Source organism: Terrisporobacter muris (genome assembly GCF_024621905.1).
GTDB lineage: Bacteria > Bacillota > Clostridia > Peptostreptococcales > Peptostreptococcaceae > Terrisporobacter > Terrisporobacter muris.
The window spans coordinates 1-22,745 of sequence record NZ_JANKBY010000026.1 but is presented as its reverse complement, the minus strand read 5'-3'; the positions used below and the strand labels follow the sequence as shown (position 1 = coordinate 22,745).

Annotated in this window: 20 protein-coding genes; 17 read left to right on the top strand and 3 right to left on the bottom strand. The window is 31.1% G+C overall.

Annotation, left to right across the window (positions count from 1 at the left end):
• Positions 1-308 precede the first annotated feature (308 nt).
• The 8 genes from NSA58_RS03925 to NSA58_RS03890 all read left to right on the top strand — a co-directional run bounded on the left by NSA58_RS03925 (position 309) and on the right by NSA58_RS03890 (position 7,076).
• Complete coding sequence (locus tag NSA58_RS03925; protein WP_039679829.1) at positions 309-581, top strand: heavy-metal-associated domain-containing protein; 273 nt, start codon at positions 309-311, stop codon at positions 579-581.
• Complete coding sequence (locus tag NSA58_RS03920; RefSeq protein WP_074078885.1) at positions 578-790, top strand: sulfite exporter TauE/SafE family protein; 213 nt, start codon at positions 578-580, stop codon at positions 788-790. The genes NSA58_RS03925 and NSA58_RS03920 overlap by 4 nt, the downstream gene beginning before the upstream one ends.
• 103 nt (positions 791-893) lie before the next feature.
• Positions 894-1,034: a HAMP domain-containing histidine kinase gene (locus tag NSA58_RS03915; RefSeq protein ID WP_139045044.1), complete on the top strand. Its 141-nt coding sequence runs from the start codon at positions 894-896 to the stop codon at positions 1,032-1,034.
• Between the two features lie 407 nt (positions 1,035-1,441).
• Complete coding sequence (locus tag NSA58_RS03910; RefSeq protein ID WP_257560119.1) at positions 1,442-2,368, top strand: ABC transporter permease; 927 nt, start codon at positions 1,442-1,444, stop codon at positions 2,366-2,368.
• A gap of 18 nt (positions 2,369-2,386) precedes the next feature.
• Positions 2,387-3,397, top strand: a complete 1,011-nt coding sequence (locus tag NSA58_RS03905; RefSeq protein ID WP_039679831.1) for an ABC transporter permease — start codon at positions 2,387-2,389, stop codon at positions 3,395-3,397.
• 13 nt (positions 3,398-3,410) lie between these two features.
• Complete coding sequence (locus NSA58_RS03900; RefSeq protein ID WP_039679832.1) at positions 3,411-4,421, top strand: ABC transporter ATP-binding protein; 1,011 nt, start codon at positions 3,411-3,413, stop codon at positions 4,419-4,421.
• A gap of 3 nt (positions 4,422-4,424) precedes the next feature.
• Positions 4,425-5,402: an ABC transporter ATP-binding protein gene (locus NSA58_RS03895; RefSeq protein WP_039679833.1), complete on the top strand. Its 978-nt coding sequence runs from the start codon at positions 4,425-4,427 to the stop codon at positions 5,400-5,402.
• 54 nt (positions 5,403-5,456) lie between these two features.
• On the top strand, positions 5,457-7,076 hold the full coding sequence (locus NSA58_RS03890) for a peptide ABC transporter substrate-binding protein (protein ID WP_039679834.1): 1,620 nt from the start codon (positions 5,457-5,459) through the stop codon (positions 7,074-7,076).
• Positions 7,077-7,862: 786 nt separating this feature from the next.
• Here NSA58_RS03890 and NSA58_RS03885 read toward each other — a convergent pair.
• From NSA58_RS03885 to NSA58_RS03875, 3 genes are read right to left on the bottom strand one after another with little or no spacing between them, the layout of a single operon-like run.
• A complete protein-coding gene (locus NSA58_RS03885) occupies positions 7,863-8,363 on the bottom strand; it encodes a DUF1097 domain-containing protein (protein WP_079764787.1) in 501 nt (166 codons plus the stop codon).
• 24 nt (positions 8,364-8,387) lie between these two features.
• On the bottom strand, positions 8,388-9,761 hold the full coding sequence (gene hydA, locus NSA58_RS03880) for a dihydropyrimidinase (protein WP_074429650.1): 1,374 nt from the start codon (positions 9,759-9,761) through the stop codon (positions 8,388-8,390).
• Between the two features lie 47 nt (positions 9,762-9,808).
• A complete protein-coding gene (locus tag NSA58_RS03875) occupies positions 9,809-11,074 on the bottom strand; it encodes a Zn-dependent hydrolase (RefSeq protein WP_039679836.1) in 1,266 nt (421 codons plus the stop codon).
• A 264-nt stretch (positions 11,075-11,338) separates the two neighbouring features.
• On the opposite strand from NSA58_RS03875, the gene NSA58_RS03870 reads away from it, so the two are divergent.
• The 9 genes from NSA58_RS03870 (at position 11,339) to NSA58_RS03830 (ending at position 22,678) form a co-directional block, all read left to right on the top strand.
• Positions 11,339-12,364: a LacI family DNA-binding transcriptional regulator gene (locus NSA58_RS03870; protein WP_074078887.1), complete on the top strand. Its 1,026-nt coding sequence runs from the start codon at positions 11,339-11,341 to the stop codon at positions 12,362-12,364.
• Positions 12,365-12,366: 2 nt separating this feature from the next.
• The gene (locus NSA58_RS03865) at positions 12,367-13,485 is read left to right on the top strand and encodes a nitronate monooxygenase (RefSeq protein ID WP_039679838.1); all 1,119 of its coding nucleotides are present in this window, start codon (positions 12,367-12,369) and stop codon (positions 13,483-13,485) included.
• 231 nt (positions 13,486-13,716) lie between these two features.
• Complete coding sequence (brnQ, locus tag NSA58_RS03860; RefSeq protein ID WP_039679839.1) at positions 13,717-15,099, top strand: branched-chain amino acid transport system II carrier protein; 1,383 nt, start codon at positions 13,717-13,719, stop codon at positions 15,097-15,099.
• A gap of 67 nt (positions 15,100-15,166) precedes the next feature.
• Positions 15,167-16,372, top strand: coding sequence for an FAD-dependent oxidoreductase (locus NSA58_RS03855; RefSeq protein ID WP_074078889.1), 1,206 nt, complete (start codon positions 15,167-15,169; stop codon positions 16,370-16,372).
• Between the two features lie 50 nt (positions 16,373-16,422).
• Positions 16,423-17,655 (top strand): NAD-dependent dihydropyrimidine dehydrogenase subunit PreA, encoded by a 1,233-nt coding sequence (gene preA, locus NSA58_RS03850; RefSeq protein ID WP_257560118.1) that lies wholly within the window; start codon positions 16,423-16,425, stop codon positions 17,653-17,655.
• Positions 17,656-18,090: 435 nt separating this feature from the next.
• Positions 18,091-19,314 carry a phosphoenolpyruvate hydrolase family protein gene (locus NSA58_RS03845; RefSeq protein ID WP_039679842.1) on the top strand — a complete coding sequence of 408 codons (1,224 nt, stop codon included), beginning with the start codon at positions 18,091-18,093 and terminating at the stop codon, positions 19,312-19,314.
• Between the two features lie 89 nt (positions 19,315-19,403).
• Positions 19,404-20,612, top strand: a complete 1,209-nt coding sequence (locus tag NSA58_RS03840; protein ID WP_039679843.1) for a Tm-1-like ATP-binding domain-containing protein — start codon at positions 19,404-19,406, stop codon at positions 20,610-20,612.
• A gap of 23 nt (positions 20,613-20,635) precedes the next feature.
• Positions 20,636-21,469, top strand: coding sequence for a phosphoenolpyruvate hydrolase family protein (locus NSA58_RS03835; RefSeq protein WP_039679844.1), 834 nt, complete (start codon positions 20,636-20,638; stop codon positions 21,467-21,469).
• Positions 21,470-21,757: 288 nt separating this feature from the next.
• Positions 21,758-22,678 carry a gamma-glutamylcyclotransferase family protein gene (locus NSA58_RS03830; RefSeq protein ID WP_161791919.1) on the top strand — a complete coding sequence of 307 codons (921 nt, stop codon included), beginning with the start codon at positions 21,758-21,760 and terminating at the stop codon, positions 22,676-22,678.
• The last annotated feature ends 67 nt before the right edge of the window (positions 22,679-22,745 follow it).

The following is a 22,745-nucleotide window of genomic DNA, read 5'->3' as shown; positions in this document are numbered from 1 at the left end:
TATAATAAAACATTTAGAAAGCAAAATATATTTCGGATTGATGATGTAAAATACGGCATAAAATTTAATGTTATTATATCAAAATAGATTAATGTATGACCTTATGTTTTTCTCGAATAAAAGTATGTTATTATATCAGTGGATACCATTACATTTAAATAAGAGAGCATACTTATGTTAAGTAAGTCGAAATCTAAATATTAGTAACATAAAGTACCTAAATGATTAGGTGTTTTTTGTTTTCTCCATAAAATCTCCACAACTTCTTTTTATATTAATAAGTAGACAAAAAGAAGGGAGAAGATACTTTGAAAGATAACATTAAAAAAGTAATACTTAAGGTTGAGGACATGGTATGTGTAAATTGTGAAAATCTTATTGAAGACGTGCTTTTAGAAAAGGATGGTGTTATAAAAGTTGAAGCATCACACAATAAAGGTACAGTAAAGATTGATTATAATGAAGATAAAATACCAATAAACGATTTGATTAAAATAATTAATGAAGAAGGATATAAGGCCTTTGATCTCAACAATAAAATAATAAATAAGAATGTGAATAGTAAAAATAAAAAAGTATGAATAAAGATGAGGATAATACATTTTTAATATTAGTAATAGTATTAGTTGGATTGTTGTTTTTAAATAAATTTTGTCTTTTAAATATATTTAATGCATTTCCAACGGCAAATGAAAATACAATTTATGGAATGTTGTTTATTATAGGTTTATTTACATCTCTTCATTGTGTATCAATGTGTGGAGGAATTAATTTATCTCAAGGGTCTTAGCTGATTTTGCAGTAAGGGCTGAAGTAGAAGGAGATGTTTTCTGATAAGGACTATATATTTTTGAGGGGTTTTATCGTGAAGGCAAGTCCAGAAACAGAAAAACATGTGGGCTGTAATTGATTTGGCTATTGTAAAATCAATAGTTAAAGCTCATAATGGAAAGATAGAAGTAGATAGTATGTTAGGAAAGGAAAGTAATTTTAAAGTGTATTTACCTTTAAAATATGTAAGTCATGGAGGTTAATTTTTGTATATGAGTACAATAATTAATATTCAGGGCTTTTTATAAGGAAGAAAGAAAATTTATTTCATTATATGAACTGGTAAGTATAAAAAACATCATAAAAAGAATGTTGCATACTGAGTTATGTATTCTTAAATACAAATTCCATAAAGGAATATTATAAAAATACAAAAAAATATATTTTTTAGCAGAGAAAAATGTTGGTATTTGTTATAAATAGAAGAATAATAAGGTATTTGGTAGATAATGGTAAAAATCTGTAAAAATCCTCGCATTGACATTAAATTAACCGTAAATTAATATGTAAGTAACTAACTAAATATAATACATAAATAATATACAAAATATTATTTTTCGAAGTTTCAAGTGGGTAATTATATTAAAAGTTAAATGAGGAGGGGGAAACAGTGGACACGGTAAAGTTTATTTTTAAACGTGTTTTGATGGCTATTTTTACTATTTTTGTTGCAGCTACTATTACATTCTTTTTGATGAAATTAGTACCAGGAAGCCCCTTTGCTTCTGAAAAAGCAAATGAGATAGCCCAGCAAGCATTAAATGAAAAGTATGGTTTGGACAAACCAGTATTTGAGCAATACACAATATATCTTAAGCAATTGTTGCATGGAGATTTGGGAATTAGTTATAAACTACAACGAAACGTGCCAGTTCTAACAATAATAAAACAGTCATTTCCTATATCTGCTAAGATTGGTGCCATGGCAATTATATTTGCAATAGTGCTTGGTATACCACTTGGATGTTTGTCAGCATTAAAAAGAGAGAAGTGGCAGGATAGTGTAATTCGTGTAATATCAACTCTTGGTATTGCAGTGCCGTCCTTTGTAATAGCAACAGCATCTATGTTGTTGTTTGCAATTCAATTAAACATTCTACCAACATATGGACTCAGTGGACCTTCGAGCTACATTTTGCCTGTATTTACTTTGGGATTTTATCCTATGTGCTATATAACCAGATTAATGCGTTCAAGTATGCTTGACGCTTTAGGTCAGGATTATATTAGAACGGCAAGGGCTAAGGGAATGTCTGAGTTTGTAGTTACATTTAAGCATGCCCTAAAAAATTCATTAATACCAGTTATAACATATTTAGGACCTCTAGTAGCATTCACCCTTGTAGGAGGATTTGTTGTAGAAAAAGTATTTAATATTCCAGGTCTTGGAAGATATTTTATTAAGGCAATAGATGCAAGAGATTATAATATTATAATGGGTACAACTGTATTTTTGGCTTCATTTGTAATATTAATGAACTTGCTTTGTGATATCTTATACAAACTGGTAGATCCTAGAATTAAGTTAGATGATTAGATAAGGGGGATAAATATTATGATTTTAGAAAAAAGTAAGCATTTTACCACTCAGTTAAAATTATCTCCAGAAGACTTTATGCCAGTTTCAAAACAAGAACAAAAAAGCTTAATTTCTATGGGCGAGAATACTAGTTACTGGAAAGATGCATGGAGAAGATTAAAAAATAACAAAATAGCAATGATTTCTTTAATAGTAATTGTACTATTTATTATATTTGCGTTTATAGGGCCTTATTTAAGTCCTTATACATATGACCAGCAAGTAAGGGGACATGAAAACTTAACACCTTGCATGGCTCACCCTTTTGGAACAGATAAATTGGGAAGAGATTTGTTAGTAAGAACTATGGTAGGAGCAAGAATATCTTTATTAATAGGTATAGGTTCTGCTCTTATAGTATTGGTTATAGGTTCAATTTATGGATCTATTTCTGGTCTTATTGGTGGGAAAGTAGATATAGTCATGATGAGAATAGTTGAGATAATCTACTCTTTACCAGATATGCTAATCATTATTTTATTAAGAATAGTATTGCAAGAACCTCTGACGAAGGCTTTTGACTCTGGTGGTGTTTTTGGCCCTCTTCAAACTCTAGGGCCAGGTATAATAGCCATGTTCATAGTTTATGGTTTGCTGTACTGGGTAGGTATGGCAAGAATAGTTCGTGGTCAAGTTTTACAACTTAAAGAAATGGAGTACGTTAGTGCAGCTAGAGCACTTGGTGCTAATAATAAAAGATTAATACTTAAACATTTGCTTCCAAACTGTGTAGGTCAGCTAGTAGTTACTACCATGTTACAAATACCTTCAGCAATATTTACTGAGGCGTTTTTGAGTTTCTTAGGAATAGGTGTAAGCAAGCCATTAGCATCATTAGGTTCATTGGCTTCAGATGCATTAGATGGAATTGCATCTTATCCATATAGATTAATGTTTCCAGCTGTAGCAATAAGTATTATTATACTTGCATTTAACTTATTTGGTGATGGTCTAAGAGATGCCCTTGACCCAAGATTAAAGAAATAAGGGGGACAATTATATGGAGATTACAAATAATAAAAAAGATGTATTATTAAATGTTGATGAATTGGAAGTATCTTTTTTTACTTATGCAGGAGAGGTAAAAGCAGTTCGTAAAATATCTTATGATTTAAAATATGGTGAAGCCATGGGAATAGTTGGAGAGTCAGGAAGTGGGAAATCGGTCGCTTCTTATGCACTTATGGGAATTATTCCAGAACCAGGTAAAGTAATAGGTGGAAGTATTAATTTTGAAAATAAAGAAATAACTAATATGCCAGAATCTGAAATGCTAAAACTAAGAGGAAAAGATGTGGGGATGATATTCCAAGATCCTATGACATCTCTTAATCCTATATTTACCGTTGGAAGTCAAATTGATGAGAGTTTAAAAAAACATACAGATTTAGATAAAGAAGGAAGAAGAAAAAGAATAATAGAATTATTTGAACTTGTTGGGATTAATCAGCCCCAAAAAAGACTAAAACAATATCCTCACGAGTTTTCTGGGGGAATGAGACAACGTGCTATGATAGCTATGGCTCTAGCTTGTAATCCTAAACTACTAATAGCAGACGAACCCACAACTGCTCTAGATGTTACTATACAAGCTCAAATAATAGAATTATTAAAAGAATTAAAAGAAAAAATTAATATGTCTATCATATTTATTACTCATGATTTGGGAGTTATATCAGAAATATGTGACAAAGTTGCCGTAATGTATGCAGGAAATATTATAGAAAGAGGAAGTATAGATGATATTTTTTATAATCCAAAACATCCATATACTCATGGATTATTAAAATCTATACCTAAAATAAATAATGAAACCCACGAAAGATTAATACCTATAGAAGGTAACCCTGTGGATTTAATCAATCCACCTAAAGGATGTTCTTTTGCACCAAGATGTGAGCATTGTATGAAAGTATGCATGGAAAATGTACCTCCTGTTTATACAATTGACGAAAATCATGAAGTTAGTTGTTGGTTATTAGTGAAAGAAGAATTGGAAGGGGAGGAGTAAACCATGGAAAATGCAAACACTAATTTAGTTGAAATTACAGGATTAAAAAAATACTTTCCAGTAAAAGAGGGATTTCTTAAATCAAATTTTGTAAAAGCTGTGGATGATGTAACTCTTCATATAAAAAAGGGTGAGACTTTAGGATTAGTTGGAGAAAGTGGATGTGGTAAAACCACTTTGGGAAGAACCATACTTAGACTTCATGAGCCAACAGAGGGAAAAATTATATATGATGGTGAAGATATCACTAATGTAAATATGCATTCTTATAGAAGAAGAATGCAAATAATATTTCAAGATCCATATGCTTCTTTAGACCCTAGAATGACAGTTGGGGATATAATTGGAGAGCCTTTAGATATACACAAATTATATAAAAACAGACAAGAAAGACAAGAAAAAATTTATGGTTTGTTGGAGACTGTAGGATTAAATAAAGAGCATGCCAATAGATTTCCGCATGAATTCTCAGGAGGTCAAAGACAAAGAATAGGTATAGCTAGAGCTTTAGCTGTAGAGCCAGAATTTATAGTTTGTGACGAGCCTATATCAGCACTTGACGTTTCAATACAAGCACAAATAGTTAATATGTTGGAAGATTTACAAAAAGAAAGAGGATTTACATACTTGTTTATAGCACATGATTTATCCGTAGTAAAACATATTAGTAATAGAATTGGAGTAATGTACTTAGGTCATTTGGTGGAACTTACATCAAGCAATGAACTATATAAAAACCCTATGCATCCTTATACAAAAACATTATTATCAGCCATTCCAATTGCAGACCCAAAATCAAGCAGAGAAAGAAAACGTATAGTACTTAAAGGAGATATACCAAGTCCTTTAAATCCACCAAGTGGATGCACTTTTAGAACTAGATGTCCACATGCAACTGATGAATGTAAAAATTCAGCACCAATATTAAAAGAGTATGACAAAGGCCACTTTGTAGCTTGTCATAATATTGGAAAAATATAAGATATATATTACTAAGAGTATTATATATAGATTTTTTTGAATAGGGGGAGGAATATGAAATTTAAGAAAAAATTAGCAGTCTTATTAGCATCAACTTTAGCAATTAGTACAGCTTTAGTTGGATGTAGCTCTACAGGTGGCGACTCATCGGGAGGGGTTGAAATTAATGTAAATGTTGGTCCAGAACCAGCAACAATAGACCCAGCAAAAAACAGTGCAGTAGACGGAGCCACACTAATAAACCATGCTTTTGAAGGATTAATGAAACTAGATAAGGACAACAAAATAGTAGAAGGTCAAGCAGCAAAATATGAAGTTAATAAAGATGAAACTGTTTATACTTTCACACTTCGTGACGATGCAAAATGGTCAGATGGTGAGCCCGTAAAAGCAGAAGACTTCGTATATTCATGGCAAAGATTAGTTAACCCAAAAACTGGTGCAGATTATAACTACATGATAGACATGGTTAAAAATGCTAACGAAATAATGGCTGGAAAGAAAAAACCAGAAGAATTAGGAATAAAAGCATTAGACGAAAAAACTGTAGAAGTTACATTAGCAACTCCTACACCATATTTCTTAGAAGTATGTGCTTTCCCAGCTACATTCCCAGTTAGAAAAGATGTAGTAGAAGCTAATGCAGATACTTGGTCAACAGATCCAAAAACTTATATAGGAAATGGACCTTATGTATTAAAAGAATGGGAACATCAAGCTAAAATGACATATGTAAAAAATGAAAATTACTATGACTTAGATAAATTAGGACCAGATACTATTAACTTCGTACTTATGGAAGATAAAAACACAATATTATCAGCATTTAAAAATGGTGAAATATTATTTGGTGATGATTTACCAAGTGAAGAAATAGACGCAATGAAAGATAAAGGTTTAGAAATAGAGAAACAACTTGGAACTTACTTCTTATCTATAAATGTTAATAAAGAAGGATTAGATAATGTAAAAGTAAGAGAAGCTTTATCTTTAGCAATAGATAGAGATTATATAGTTGAAAAAGTAGCTAAAGGTGGTCAAATACCTGCAGATTCATTTGTTGCTACTGGTTTAACTGATGCAGATGGAAAAACTGAGTTCCACGAAAATGCTAAAAAATGGTATGATGTAAAAGATTATAAAGGAAATGTTGAAAAAGCAAAGAAACTTCTTAAAGAAGCTGGATATGAAAATGGTAAAGGTCTTCCAAGTATAGAGCTTATGTGTAATCCAGGACATGAGCCAATAATGGAAGCAGTTCAAAATATGTGGAAAGAAAATCTTGGAGTGAATTCTACTATATCATCTCAAGACTGGAACGTATTCTTAGAAACAAGAAAACAAGGAGATTTCCAAGTTGCTCGTGATGGTTGGTTAGGTGACTACAATGATCCAATATCTTTCATAGATATGTGGATAACTGGTGGAGGAAATAATAACGCTCAATGGTCAAACAAAGAATACGATAAATTAGTATCTGAAATAAAAGCTACAACTGATTCAAAAGAAAGATATGCAAAAATGCATGAGGCTGAAGATATATTAGCTAAAGATATGCCAATAATACCACTATATTACTACACTGATTTATATATAATATCAGATAAGTTAGAAGGTATGTATACTTCACCACTTGGATATAAATACTTTATGTATTGTAAAGTAACTGAATAGAAAATAATATATAAGTAAATAGAAGAAGGGGCTATCTCAAAATAAAAAGATAGTTCCACAAAAAAGGAAAGGATGAGCTCTATGTGAGTTCATCTTTTTTTGTGACCAGTAGGGGCAACAACTTGATTGAGAAAGTCCATTGAAGTATTGATATTGGAACTACTAGATAAGGGGAAGGGTATTCATAGTGAGTTAGAACCTGAAGGAAGCCTAGGATAAAGTCTAGTTCTAAGGAACAAAAATTACATATGAAGCTACTGAGAAATGGATGAGTTTGCGTAACAGAACAAAGTATAATATTATCCAAGTCTTAAGTATTAAATGTAGCAGATATATGAGCGGAAGGTTGTTGCTCTTATCTGGGGGAGATCTGATAGATATATCATTAATAAAGAATGTATTTTTTTAAGCAGCTTGCCCACGCGTGGCTCAAATAGTAACCTGCATAGTGATATGTAGATAACATAAATATTTAATTTAGAAATAGAAAAGAAGAGAGTATCTCTTTTAATGATAAAAAATCATTTTGAGATACTCCTTTCTTTTGTCTGTATTACAGGCAATTAATTTAATTTTAGGGATTTATATAAACTATTAAACTTATATATACATTGTTAATAAATATAAATTAAGGTTAAGGTATAAATATTTATTAACAAGTAGTAAAAATAAGTCATAATAGGGATTTAAGTATATTTAACATAATATATCAATATAAAACAACTCCACTTTAGAACTACAACCTAAAATAGAGTTGTTTTTATATACAAAGAGAAGATACTTGCATTAAACTTCTACATTGTTAGAGCTATTATCACTGGAATTATTTTTTGTTAAAGTATTAAAAAACCAATCACCACTTTTATCACAAGAAATACCAAGTAAGGCACCCATTAATAAAGAAGGAACTAATATCATCCAGTTTCCGCCAGCAGCAAATGTTGAGAAACATCCCATAAAAGTACCAGGGATAAAATCAAACCATTTTGATTTACCTATTATACACATTATAAAAGTGACTATGGCACACCATATACCTAGAGTACCTAATATGGGAACTAAATCAGTTAAGAAGAATATAGTAACACCACAAAGAACACCAGCCATATTTGGGATAATAGTTTTTTTAAGACCTTCCACACCATGGTGACCACATGCAAAGTAAGTAGTACATCCAGCAAAACCAGCCCAACCGAAAAGTCCTACATATCCAGCAAACCATGTCCATATACCACAAAGTATGGCAGTAGTTATTCCCAGTGCGCAAAGATAACTCATTTTTTTCATATTATTCACCTAATAAACCTTATATTAAAGAAGTTGTGATTTATCACGTTTGATGAATTGACCACGATTAGCAGTTCCTATATATTCACCATCTTTAGCAATAACATCACCTCTAGATAAAGTCATAACAGGGTAACCATTTAACTTAATTCCTTCAAAAGCAGTATAATCAACGTTTTCATGTAATATAGATTTAGTTAAAGTTACTTCTTTGTTAGGATCATATAATACTAAGTCAGCGTCACTTCCTATAGCTATAGTACCTTTTTTAGGATACATACCAAATACTTTAGCCACATTTGTAGCAGTTACTTCAACAACTTTATTTAAAGATAAGCCATGTTTTGGTCCTTCAGAAAGCATTATTGGCATTCTTGTTTCTATACCAGGGCCACCATTTGGTATTTTAGCAAAATTGTCTTTTCCTAATTTCTTTTGTTCAAAGAAGAATGGACAGTGGTCAGTTGCTATTGTTTGTATAGTACCATCTTTTAATTGTTGCCATATGTAATCCCAATTAGATTTATTACGAAGTGGAGGAGACATTACATATTTAGCACCATTGAAATTAGGTTCTTCATAATTATCATCTGATAACATTAAGTATTGAGGACAAGTTTCTCCCATAATTGGAAGTCCAGCTTCACGAGCTTCTTTTATTTTTGATATAGACTCTTTACAGCTGTTGTGAACTATAAATAAAGGAGCATCAGTTAATTTAGCAAGAGTTATAGCTCTGTTTGCTGCTTCACCTTCACAATTAGCTGGTCTTGAAACTGCATGATATTTAGGCTCTGTTTTACCTTCTGCTAGAAGTTTTTCAACTCTATGATTTATTACATGATAGTTTTCGCAGTGAACAGCTACTAAAGCACCACATTCTTTTGATTTTTCTAATATATTCATAAATGCAGCATCGTTAACTCTCATTCCGTCATAAACCATGTAAACTTTAAAGCTTGTAACACCTTCATCTACCATACTAGGCATTTCTTCTAAAGTTTCCTTATCAGCATGAGTAACAGCTATATGAAGACCATAATCTATGCAAGATTTAGATCCTTTTTCTTTCCATATTTTTAGACCATCAGCTAAAGTTCCATCACCAGGTTGAACACAGTAGTCTATTACAGATGTAGTACCACCTATAGCAGCTGCTTTTGAACCAGTTTCAAAATCGTCACTTGAGAAAGTTCCACCAAAAGGCATATCTAAGTGAGTATGGGCATCTATACCACCAGGTATTATTAATTTATCAGTAGCATCTATTATATTTTCACAATCTAAGTTTTGACCTATTTCAGTTATTATTCCATCTTTTATACCTATATCGCCTTTGTAAGTATCAGAAGCTGTTACAATAGTACCATTTTTTATTACCTTATCAAATTTACTCATAATTTCCTCCTCAAATAAAAAAATATTATTAATTGTGGATTATAGTATTAGTCAGTTAAATCAGCTTTTAAAACAGCATTTAGAAGAACTGTAGCTCCGTTTGCACATTGCTCTGGAGTAGAGTATTCTTGTTCACAATGTGAATGACCATCTTTAGAAACTACGAAAATCATAGTTGTTGGCATCATGTAAGAAACGAACTGAGCATCATGTCCAGCACCTGAATTAATATATTGATGAGGAATATTTAATTCTTCAGCTGATTTTTTAACATATCCTACTAATTCTTTGTCATAGTAAACAGTGTCTCTGTTCCAAGCTAATTCAACTTCACATTTGCATTTAGCCCATTCTTTATTTTCTAAACTTCTTACTATTTCATATACTTTATCTAATAATTTTTGATCTTCATGACGAACGTCTATAGAGAATTCCACAAAATCAGGTATAACTGTATGTACACATGGGTGACAAACTATTTCACCTGTAGTATACACTAACTCTTTATTTCCTAATTTGTCTATTTCATCGTGTAAGTAGCAAAGAGCTTGAGATGCAGCATATAAAGCGTCTTGACGTTTATGCATAGGAGTTGTACCAGCATGGTCTGATTGACCATAGAATTTTATACGGCAGTTGAACATTCCAAGTACACAAGTAACAACACCAACATCATTGCCAGCATCTTCAAGTATTGGACCTTGTTCTATATGAAGTTCAAACATGCATTTATATTTATCAGTATTTAAACGATTTTCTTTTTGTCCTTTATATTTAAATTTTTCTAATTGAGAGCCGAAAGTAGTTGTTTTATCTAATACACTTTTTGAGCTCATCATATTTTCATATTTGAAGTTTTTAGCTATTTCTGCAGGAAGTACATCGTTACACACTATTCCTGAACTCATCATTGCAGGTGGGTATAATGAACCTTCTTCATTTGTCCATATCATAGCAGTAAGAGGATGTTTATGAGGTATTTTTTCAGTAGCTACAGTTTCTAAAACTTCCATAGCACCCATAACACCTAAGATACCATCATAGTTACCACCGTTTTTTACAGAGTCACAGTGAGAGCCCATTACAATTCTTTTTGCGTTGGGATCTGTTCCTGGTAAAGTGGCATACATATTAGCCATATCATCAGTTTCTATAGTTGCACCAATAGCTTCCATTCTTTTTACAAATTCATCTCTAGCTTTAATAGCTTCGGGAGATAAAGAGTATCTTGTTATTCCGCCATGTCCTGCATCCCCGAATTTTGAAAAAGTTTCAATTTTATCTCTCATTCTTTCAGTACTACATTTAAACATACAAACCTACCTCCAATAATTAAATTTTATAATATTAAGAAAGTATGTAAACGTTTACATATCTTCTATACTATTTTTATAAGGCTGAAAAGTTAGAAAGTCAACTATTTTATAAAAATTTAACAATTCCAAAATGGAATGAGTGAATATTGAAACAATAATATTAAGATGAAAGTTATTAAATATGTGATAAAATATAGTTGAAATAAAAACCATAATAAATAAAAAATAAATATAATACAAATGGTTGGGGAAAGGGAATATATGGATATACGTCAGATTGCAGAGAAAGCAGGTGTATCGGTAGCAACAGTATCTAGAGTACAAAATCATCCAGAAACAGTTGCTAAAGCTACTAGAGAAAAAGTTCAAGCTATTATCGATGAGTGTAACTATACACCAAACTGGTTTGCTAGGGGGATGAACATAGGTAAAGCAGAAACTATTGGAATTATTGTTCCAGATATTTTGAATCCAAGCTATATGGAAATTATAAAAGGAATAGAGGACATTATGGCGGAAAGCGGTTACATAACTGTTATTTGTGACGGTTCATGTGACGCTCAAAAAGAAGAAGACAGTATAAATAGTTTAATTAAAAGAAATACTGATGGCCTAATAATTATCTCAAGTTCAATAAGTAGACAGAAGCTACTTTCTATAAAGTCAAAAGGAATACCTATAGTGTCAATAGGAGAAAGTAACGCTTGTAAAGAAATTGATACAGTTAAAATTGATTATGAAAAAGCAAGCTATAAAGCAACTAAGCATTTGATAGATATTGGATATGATAAAATTGCTATTATTAACGGGCCGAAAGAAAAAAGAGAAAATGCCTTGAGGTTAGAAGGTTTTAAGAGAGCTTTGAAGAATAATAATATTAAAATGGAAAAAGATTATATTTTACATTCGAAAGTATCTTTGGATGAGGGTTATTTACTTACTAAGAAGTTACTTAAATTGAAAAATCCACCAAGGGCAATTTTTGCTACAGATGATATTTTCGCTTTTGCTGCAATGGCGGCGTTAAGGGATAATAATGTAAAAGTACCAGAGGATATAGCTGTTATAGGGTTTGATAATATAAATCTTTCAAGGATGATTGAATCAAAATTAACAACAGTAATAAATCCTCTACATAAGCAAGGAGTACTAGGTGCTAGATTATTGATTGATATAATTAATAACCTTGAATCTGAAGATAGTTTTACTCAAGAAATATTACTAGAAACAAAGATTAAAATACGCAAATCATGTGGTTATGGTAGGAGAATAGGGGAGATATTTTAATTATGTTAGAGACTAACTTCATGGGATTGAATTTAAAAAATCCAGTAATAATTTCAGCCGGTCCTTGGAATGGTAATGGTAAAAAATTAAGAAATAATCTAAGAGCTGGCGCAGGGGCTGTAATTACAGAAACTATAGTGAGTGATCCATACTCTAAAACAGGAGAACAAATAGCATTTAATGGAAAAGGATTACAAAATATAAGATTTTATAGTCGTTTTCAACTGGAAAGATGGAAAGAGGAACTAAAAATAGCTAAAAGTGATGGAGGAATTGTTATAGCAAGCATATCAGGCCACTCTCCATCAGAAATTACATATTTGGCAAAGAAGCTAGAAAAATATGGTGCAGACGGTATAGAAATATCCTTATCAAGTCCATTAGGAGAAGGTGTAGAAATACCTTGTTCTGATAGTGAATTTGTTTTTAATGTGGTAAATGATGTATCAAAAAATATAAAAATACCAGTAATGGTGAAATTATCTCAGCATGTTAATAATATAAGTGAAGTATCAAAAGCTGCAAAAAAGGCAGGTGCAAGTGCAATAAGTGCTATAAATACCATAAGATGTATTTTGGGTGTAGATATAGACAAAGAGATTCCGTTGTTACCAACTTATGGGGGATATTCTGGAGAACCTATTAGACCAATTGCATTAGCTAGTGTAGCATCTATTGCACAATCTGTAGATATACCTGTTTGTGGTATAGGTGGAATAGGAAATTATGAGCATGTAATAGAGTATATTATGTTAGGAGCATCTGCAGTACAAATTGGCACAGCCCTTATGTTAAATGGAGATAGTATAATTAAAAAAATAGTAAATGATCTAGAAAAGTGGTTTAAAGAGAAAAAAATTAATTCCATAAGTGAAATATGTGGTAAGGCATTGGAAAAAATTAAACCATTAGATGAATTAGCGCTAGAGCCGATGACATGTAAATCAGATAATAAAAAATGCGAAGAGGGTTGTAACTTATGTGTAGAGCATTGTTTAGAGAATGCAATAGATACAGTGAATGATAATGATATAAAGATTGATCAAGAAAAATGCATAGGATGTGGGTTATGCATTTTTGTTTGCCCTATAAATAAATTAAAAATTTATGATGAAAGTTAATTACCATAAGGAATATGAGAGTGAACTATTTTAAGAAGTTACCGCATAAAAATATTATTAAATATTTTTATGCGGTACATTTTTTTGTTATATAAATAAAAAAATAACAAAAATATTACTTTTTTGTTGACAATGGTAAGAAATGGAATTATAAATTAAGTATAAACCTTATGTAACCGTTTACATAAATTACATAAATTACATAAAATCACATTTGAAAGAGGGGGTATTATGGAAAAGCAGAGTAAAGAAATTAAAGATAGTTTGCCAGCAAAGGAATTATTTTTAATGGGAGCTGCACTTTTTTCCATGCATTTTGGGTCATCAAGTATGACATGGCCAATGAACTGGGGAAAAGAAAGTGGTAGTTCTGTATTTATAGCTTTTATAGGAGTACTTATTACAGCATTACTAATGCCAATGTTAGCTTATGTGGCTCTTGTTAGAGGAGAGGGAACTTATAATACATTAACAAAAAAAATTATGCCGAAATTTGGTTCTATCTTTACAACAATTACTATATTGATGCTAGGGCCATTATATGTGGTTCCAAGAATGAGTGCATCATCATGGGATGGTATAGTTCAAGCAACAGGGTTTGAAACAAGTAGTAAATTGCCAATAATTATATTTTCTATAATTTTCTATTTAGTAACATATTGGTTTTTAGCAGGTAGATCAGACACTATGGACAAAATAGGTAAGATTCTATTCCCAGTATTATTGATTATAGTTGTATGCATCATTGGAAAAGGTTTGCTAGATCCTATATCAAAAACATGGGCCCCTAAATCTTATGAAGGTTCAGCCTTTTCTTATGGATTTACAGGTGGATATGCCACAGGTGATATACTATGTGCTTTAGTCTTTGGAATAGTCATATTAAATAATCTAAGAGCAAAAGGCGTAACAGAAAAAAATATGAATAGCAATATTATAAAAGTTGGTATATGTGGTATTGGAATGCTTACATTAAGCCATTTAGGACATATGGTTATTGGAGCAACAACTGGAGGTGCAATGGGACCAACAGGAGATTTAACATATGTTAAGTTGTATACAAAGGTTGCATTTCTTTTACTAGGTGGATCAGGAGGAGTTTTATATTGTGTAGCTTTAGCTATAGCATCATTAACAACAGCTGTAGGAATAACAGCAGCTGCAGCAGAATTTTTCGAAGACGTATCTAATAAAAAAATATCATACAAAACAGCTGTAATAGTTGTTTGTGTAAGTAGTACTTTGGTTGGAGCCATAGGATTAGATAATATTTTGGCTTATGTAGGACCATTACTAGACTCTTTATCACCAGCCTTAATAATTTTAATTTTATTCTATGTATTTGTACCTAAAGTTAATGACAAAAGATGTTTATTTGCAGCTAGATGCACTATGTACGCTAGTTTTGTATATGGAATTTTAGATGCTATATATGCTTATAACAGCTTATGTGGCTGGAATCTTAATACATTTGAATCTCTATATTTAAAAATGCCACTTGCTAATATGAAACTATCTTGGGTAGTAGGATGCGCTATTGTAGCACTATTATCTTATGTATTTTACCAATTAGATAAAAAACAAGTAATAAAAAATGTGAAAGTTTCTGAGTGAAAATTAAAAAAGTTCATTAAGCCTTATTAGGCCTAAAATAAAAAATAGTTAAGAAAGGAAAATGAAAATGGATCAAAACAAAAAAACTGATAAGAATTTTGAGTTAGTAATACGTGAAGAGGCATCTAGATGCCTATTATGTCATGATGCACCTTGTTCTAAAGCATGCCCAGCAGGAACAGACCCAGCAAAATTTATAAGATCATTAAGATTTGAAAACCCAAAAGGAGCTATAGAAACAATAAAAGAAAACAATGTTTTAGGTGGAGTTTGTAGTAAAGTATGTCCATCAAAAGCTTATTGTGAAGGTGCTTGTAGTAGAGTAAGTCTAAAAACACCTATAAAAATAAAAATGCTTCAAGAATATTTAATGGAATTAGATAAAACTTTAAATGTTCCAATGTTAAGAGAAAGAAAACATGTTGATAAAAAGGTTGGTGTTGTTGGATCTGGACCAGCTGGTCTTGCAGCAGCAGTTGAGTTATTAAAAGAAGGTTATGATGTAACTGTTTATGAAAGAGATGAAAAATTAGGCGGTTATTTAACTTATGGAATACCAAGTGATAGATTATCTGGGGAATTAGTAGCTCATGAAATAAATCAAATAAAAGAATTAGGTGTTGTATTTAAAAATAATGCAAAAGTAGAAAAACCAGAAGATTTATTAAAAGAAGGTTTTGATGCTGTTATATGGGCATGTGGACTACACAAAGGTAAGACTTTAAATATAGACGGAATAAATTTAGAAAATGTTGAGATCGGTGTTGATTACTTAAGAAAAGTTAAAGAAGAACCACAAAATGTATATGTTGGTAAAAATGTTATAGTAGTTGGTGGTGGAGACGTGGCTATGGACGTTGCTAGAACTGCAAAATTAAGAGGTGCAGATAACGTTAATATATTATATAGAAGAACTGAAAATGAAATGCCAGCATATATAGATGAAAAAGTTGAAACAAAAGAAGCTGGAGTAAACATGTATGTTAAATTTAAACCAGTTAGCATAGAAGGTAATTCAAAAGTTGAAAAAGCAACATTTGAAAGTTTAGGAAATGATACAACTATAACAATGAAATGTGATCAATATATATTAGCAATAAGTCAAGAAAGTGAAGAAAATGTGGATGAATTACTAGATTCTTCAAAAGGAATATTTGCAGCAGGTGATGTGGTTTCAAGTGAAAAAACTGTAGTTTATGCTATAAAGAGCGGTAAAGAAGTAGCTAAGAAAGTAATAGACTTTGTAAATGAAAAAAGTTCAGTAAAGTGCTAATAAAAAATTATAATTAATATCCCTTAAATAAAAGAAAGGTGGGCAAATTAATGTTTAAAAAAGATTTATCAATAGAATTTTGTGGTGTTAAGTGTGAAAATCCGTTTTTTTTATCTTCTTCACCTGTAGATAACTGTTATGAAATGTGTGCGAAAGCTTTGGAAACTGGATGGGGAGGAGTTGTATTTAAAACTCTTGGTTTCTTTATACCTACAGATTGCTCTCCAAGATTTGACGCTTTAAGAAAAGAAAGTACTGAATTTGTTGGATTTAAAAATATGGAACAAATTTCTGAACATCCACTGGAAGAAAGTTTAGAGGCTTTAAAAAAATTAAAAACTAATTATCCAAATAAAGTTATAGTTGCGTCTATAATGGGTGAAAACGAAAAAGAGTGGGAAGAACTAGCTAGATTAGTTACAGAAGCTGGTGCAGATATGATAGAGTGTAACTTCTCATGTCCTCAAATGACTAGTCATGCTATGGGTTCAGATGTTGGTCAAAACCCAGAATTAGTTAAAAAATACTGTCAAGCAGTAGCTAGAGGATCTAAATTACCAATATTAGCAAAAATGACTCCAAACATTGGAGATATGGTAGTTCCAGCAGTAGCTTCTATAGAAGGTGGTGCAGCAGGAATATCTGCTATAAATACTATAAAATCAATAACTGGTGTAGATTTTGAAAAAATGGTAGGACTTCCAATAGTAAATGGTAAATCTTCAATATCTGGTTATTCAGGAAAAGCTGTGAAACCAGTAGCTCTAAGATTTATACAACAAATGAGAACGGATGAAAGATTAAAAGATGCACCAATAAGTGGTATAGGTGGTATAGAAACTTGGAAAGATGCATTAGAATTTATATTATTAGGAGCAAGCAATATACAAGTTACAACTGCTGTAATGCAATATGGATATAGAATAGTTGAAGATATGATAAGTGGATTATCATATTTTATGGAAGAAAGAGGAATAGACAAGTTACAAGATTTAGTAGGACTTGCAAACAACAACATAATACCTGCTGAAGACATAGATCGTACATTTGTTATTTATCCAGAAATAGATAAAGATAGATGTATAGGATGTGGAAGATGTTACGTTTCTTGTTTTGATGGAGGACATCAAGCTTATACATATGATGAAGAAACTAGAGAAATAACTTTAAATAAAGATAAATGTGTTGGATGTCATTTATGTAGCTTAGTATGTCCTGTTGGAGCAATAGGAAAAGGCGAAATAATGTATAGAGATGGTAATGTAAAAGAAATAGTTATGTAATGAAAAATGAATAATTTGTAAATTGGGTGCCCGCTAAAATATCTGTTTTAGTGGGTACTTTTTACATATAAGGAAATTATATTGCTCTCAAATCTGTGGGAAACTTGTGAAACGAAGTAATATTACAAATATTAAGATGTAAAAAGTTAGTTTTTTATCAAGATCGTTACTTAAAATTTCATAGCGCCCACGCAGTGCCTTAAAGTGTTTCGCAGCCACGTCACTTAAGCGAAGCGAATTTTTTTTATTGTGATTTACTATATTAATCACTACTATTTACATATATGCTTTAATTAAAGTAATTCATTAAAAGAATCACTAAAATGAGAGAAAGTAAATCTGAAAATATATAAAGTCTCTAGTATTTATAAAAAAATAACTAGGGGCTTTAATTACATAGTAATATTTTAAAGGGAAGCATAAGGGGGGAAAATTATGGATAGGCGAAAAATATTAGAAAGACTTAGAGCTCAGGTAGAGAAAGGAAACCATATTTTGGGAGTAGCAACAGGTTCTGGTATGACAGCAAAGTATTCAGAAAGGGCTGGTGCAGACTTCCTTTTAATGCTTAATTCAGGAAAATTTCGTCAAATGGGAAGAGGGTCATTAGCAGGTTTTTTACCATACTCTAACAGCAATGACATGGTTATGGAATTTGCATCAAGAGAAATTATTCCTTTAGTAAAAGATATACCTATCATTTTTGGTGTAAATGCAACAGATCCCACAAAAGATATTGATATTTACATAGATGAAATAATAAGAAAAGGATTTTCTGGAGTCAATAACTATCCAACTATTGGACTTATTGATGGGAAGCTCAGGGAAGCATTAGAGGAATCAGGATTTAGTTATTTATTAGAAGTAGATTTAATAAGAAAAGCACATAAGAAAGGTTTATTTACTGTAGCTTTTGTTTTTGATGAAATTCAAGCTAAGCAAATGATAGAGGCTGGAGCTGATACTATTTGTGTTCATTTGGGACTAACTGAAGGGGGATTATTGGGGGCAAAGAAAGTATTTTCTTTGGAAAGTGTAAAAAGTAAAATGGAAAAAATTTTTAAACTATGCAATGAACTAAATCCAAACGTAATTAAATTAATTTATGGTGGCCCTGTTAAAACACCAATAGATATTCAATATATGTATAGTAATGAAGATTTAATGGGATATATTGGCGGTTCTGCTTTTGAAAGAATTCCATTAGAAAAATCGCTTACGAAAACTATAAAAGATTTTAAAACAACTTCCAATGTGGATGAAGATGATTTAATGGTGAAAATGCTTGACGGAATTACAAAACATTATGATTATGTTGAATTCGTTAAAAAATATGTTGCTGAAAATTATATGAATGAAATATCATTTTTAGATTTGGCAAAAGTAGCTCATGTGTCTAGAAGTTACTTAAGTAGTTTATTTAAAAAAGAAGTTGGATGCTCTTTTCCAGAATATTTAGTAAAGTTTAGAATAAATAAAGCTGTCGATATCTTAAATAAAAAAGATATTCCTCTATCAACAGTAGCATCATTGGTTGGGTATAATGACTATTCACAGTTCAGCAAAATGTTTAAAAAATATAAAGGATATTCCCCAATACGACATAAACACAAAATTACAGAACATAAAAACGTTTACTTAAAAAGTAAAACAGAATAGTATTAAGGTATAGTTAGTATTAAAAAACAAAAGATTATAAGTTGATTTATACCAACTATATAAAATATATCTGTAGGGGAGATTAATTCATGAAAACTATTGCTATTGCTGGTACATTTGATACTAAAGGCAAGGAATATTTATATGTGAAAGAGTTAATTGAAAGTTTAGGTCTAAGTACTTTAACAATACATACAGGGGTTTTTGAATCAACTTTTGAACCTGACGTATCCAACGAAGAAGTGGCACAAGCGGTAGGTTGGAATATAAATGATATTGTTAGCAAAAAAGATAGAGCATTGGCAACAGAAGTATTATCAAAAGGTATGGAAAAGTTAGTACCTAAGCTTTATGAACAAGGAAAGTTTGATGGAATTATTTCTTTTGGAGGGTCAGGGGGAACTTCTTTAGTAACTCCTGCAATGAGAGCTCTTCCTATTGGTGTACCAAAACTTATGGTATCAACAGTGGCTTCGGGAAATACATCTCAATATGTGGGAACAAGTGATATTGTTATGATGCCATCTATTGTGGATGTGGCAGGCCTTAATTCTATTTCAACAAAAATATTTACAAATGCTGTGTTTGCAATTGTAGGTATGGTTAAATTTGAAAACAAAAAAGTTCTTGATAAAAAGCCTTTAGTGGCAGCAACTATGTTTGGTGTAACTACTCCATGTGTAACTGCAGCAAAAGAATACATGGAAGAGAGAGGTTATGAAGTTTTAGTATTTCATGCCACAGGAGTTGGTGGAAGAACAATGGAATCTCTTATAGAAGGTGGATTTATAGAAGGGGTTCTAGATCTTACAACAACAGAATGGGCAGATGAAATTATTGGTGGAGTGCTAAATGCAGGTCCTAATAGATTAGAAGCAGCTGCAAAACATAATATACCACAAGTAGTATCAGTAGGTGCTTTAGATATGTGTAACTTTGGACCTTATGATACAGTGCCAGAAAAATTCACAGGACGTAATTTATATAAACACAATCCTACAGTAACACTAATGAGAACTACTGTAGAAGAAAATGAATTAATAGGTAGAAAGATTGCTGAAAAATTAAATATGTCAAAGGGACAAACTATACTTATGTTACCTTTAAAAGGAGTTTCGGGAATTGATGCCAAAGACCAACCTTTTTATGGAGAGGAAGAAGATAAAAAATTATTTGATACTTTAAAAGAATTAACAAATAAAGATGTTGTTACAATCCAAGAGATGAATTGTAACATTAATGATATAGAATTTGCTCAAAGAGCAGCACAAAACTTAATAGATTTAATGGAAAAATAATTAATAGTTAGGGGGAATCTTAGATGAATAAAATGACAAGACAAGAAATAATAAATAAATTTAAAGAAGATGTTAAGCAAGGTAAAATACTTGTAGGAGTTGGTGCTGGAACAGGTATTACAGCTAAGAGTAGTGAAGCTGGGGGCGCAGATATGTTAATAATCTATAACTCAGGTAGATATAGAATGGCAGGGCGCGGCTCACTGGCGGGATTATTATCCTATGGAGATGCAAACCAAATTGTAGTAGAGATGGGTGCAGAAGTACTACCAGTTGTAAAAGATACGCCTGTTTTAGCTGGTGTATGTGGCACAGATCCATTTAGAGTAATGGACGTATTTCTAAAACAACTTAAAGAGCAAGGATTTAGTGGAGTTCAAAACTTCCCAACAGTAGGATTAATTGATGGCGTATTCAGACAAAACTTAGAAGAGACGGGAATGGGATACGACTTAGAAGTTGAAATGATAAGAAAAGCTCATGAGTTAGATATGCTAACAACTCCTTATGTATTTGATCCAAATCAAGCAAAAGCAATGGCAAAAGCAGGGGCAGACATATTAGTAGCACATATGGGATTAACAACAAAAGGTACAATAGGAGCAAAAACTGCTCTTACATTAGATGATTGTGTTGAAAAAATAAAAGCTATAATGAAAGCAGGAAAAGAAGTAAATCCAGATATAATGGTTATTTGCCATGGTGGACCAATTGCAGAGCCACAAGATGCTGCTTACATAATAGAAAACATTGAAGGAATTGATGGCTTCTTCGGTGCTTCAAGTATAGAAAGATTTGCAGCAGAAAAAGGAATTAAAGAACAAACTGCTTCATTTAAATCTATAAGTAAAAAATAATAAGTAATACAGAAACTAAAAATAGCAAAATAAATAACTCTACCTCAGTATATTTAAAATATTAAGGTAGAGTTATTTTAATGCATAAATATTTTATCGTCTTATTTATAAATTTTAAGTTTGAATATATTGACATATAGAGTATAATTTGTTATTTTAATGTAGAGATTATTGTATAGTTATATTTAACCTAATGTTTAGAAAAACAAAACAAATACATAAAAATACTAAATGCTTAGTATAAGTAAACTAGTACATGCAAATAAAAATAAACTTGGAGGAAAAATAATGAAGAAAATTTTATTAGGAACTTTATTATTGACATTTTTACTAACTTTGACTGGATGTAGTACTCCTAAAGAAGAAGTTGAAAGCATTAATAAAGTATTTGTTTATGGAAGCTTAAGAAGCGATATGTTTAACTATGATGTATATTTAAACGGAAAAGTTGAAGAAAATAAAAAGGCTACAATTAAAGGCGATTTATTCCATTTAGATAATAAAGGATATCCAGCAGTAGTTCCAGGAGATGGAGAAGTAATAGGAGAGTTAATGACATTTAAAGATTTCGAATCTACATTAAAAGATTTAGATGAATTAGAAGCTTATGTAGAAGGTGAAGAAAAAGAAAATGAATATAATAGAAAAGTTGTAGATGTTAAGTTGGAAGATGGTAGTGTAGAAAAAGCATATTACTATGAGTACAACCCATCAGCAGATTATAACAAAGATGATAAATTAATAGAAGTAAAAAATGGTGACTGGAACTCATATATGGAAAATATGAAAGTTGAAAGAGTATTTGTATATGGAAGCTTAAGAAGTGATATGTTCAACTATAAAACTTATCTAGATGGTAAAGTTAAAGAAAATGTAAAAGGAACAATAAGCGGAGATTTATTCCATATAGAAAATAAAGGATACCCAGCAGTAGTTCCAGGAGAGGGAGAAGTTGTTGGAGAATTAATGTCATTTAATGATTTTGAATCTGTATTAAAAGAACTTGATGAGTTAGAAGCTTATGAAAAAGGTAAGGAAAGTGAAAATGAATATAACAGAAAAGTTGTAAATGTAAAGATTGCAGAAGGAACTGTTATAAAAGCATATTACTATGAATACAATGAATCAGCAGATTATAATAAAGATGATAAATTAGTTCCAGTTAAAAATGGAGACTGGAAGCAATATATGGAAAAAAATAAAAAATAAAAAATAAAAAATAAGGAGCTGTTACAAAAGTGATATTTGTAACAGTTCCTTATTTTTATTAAAGATC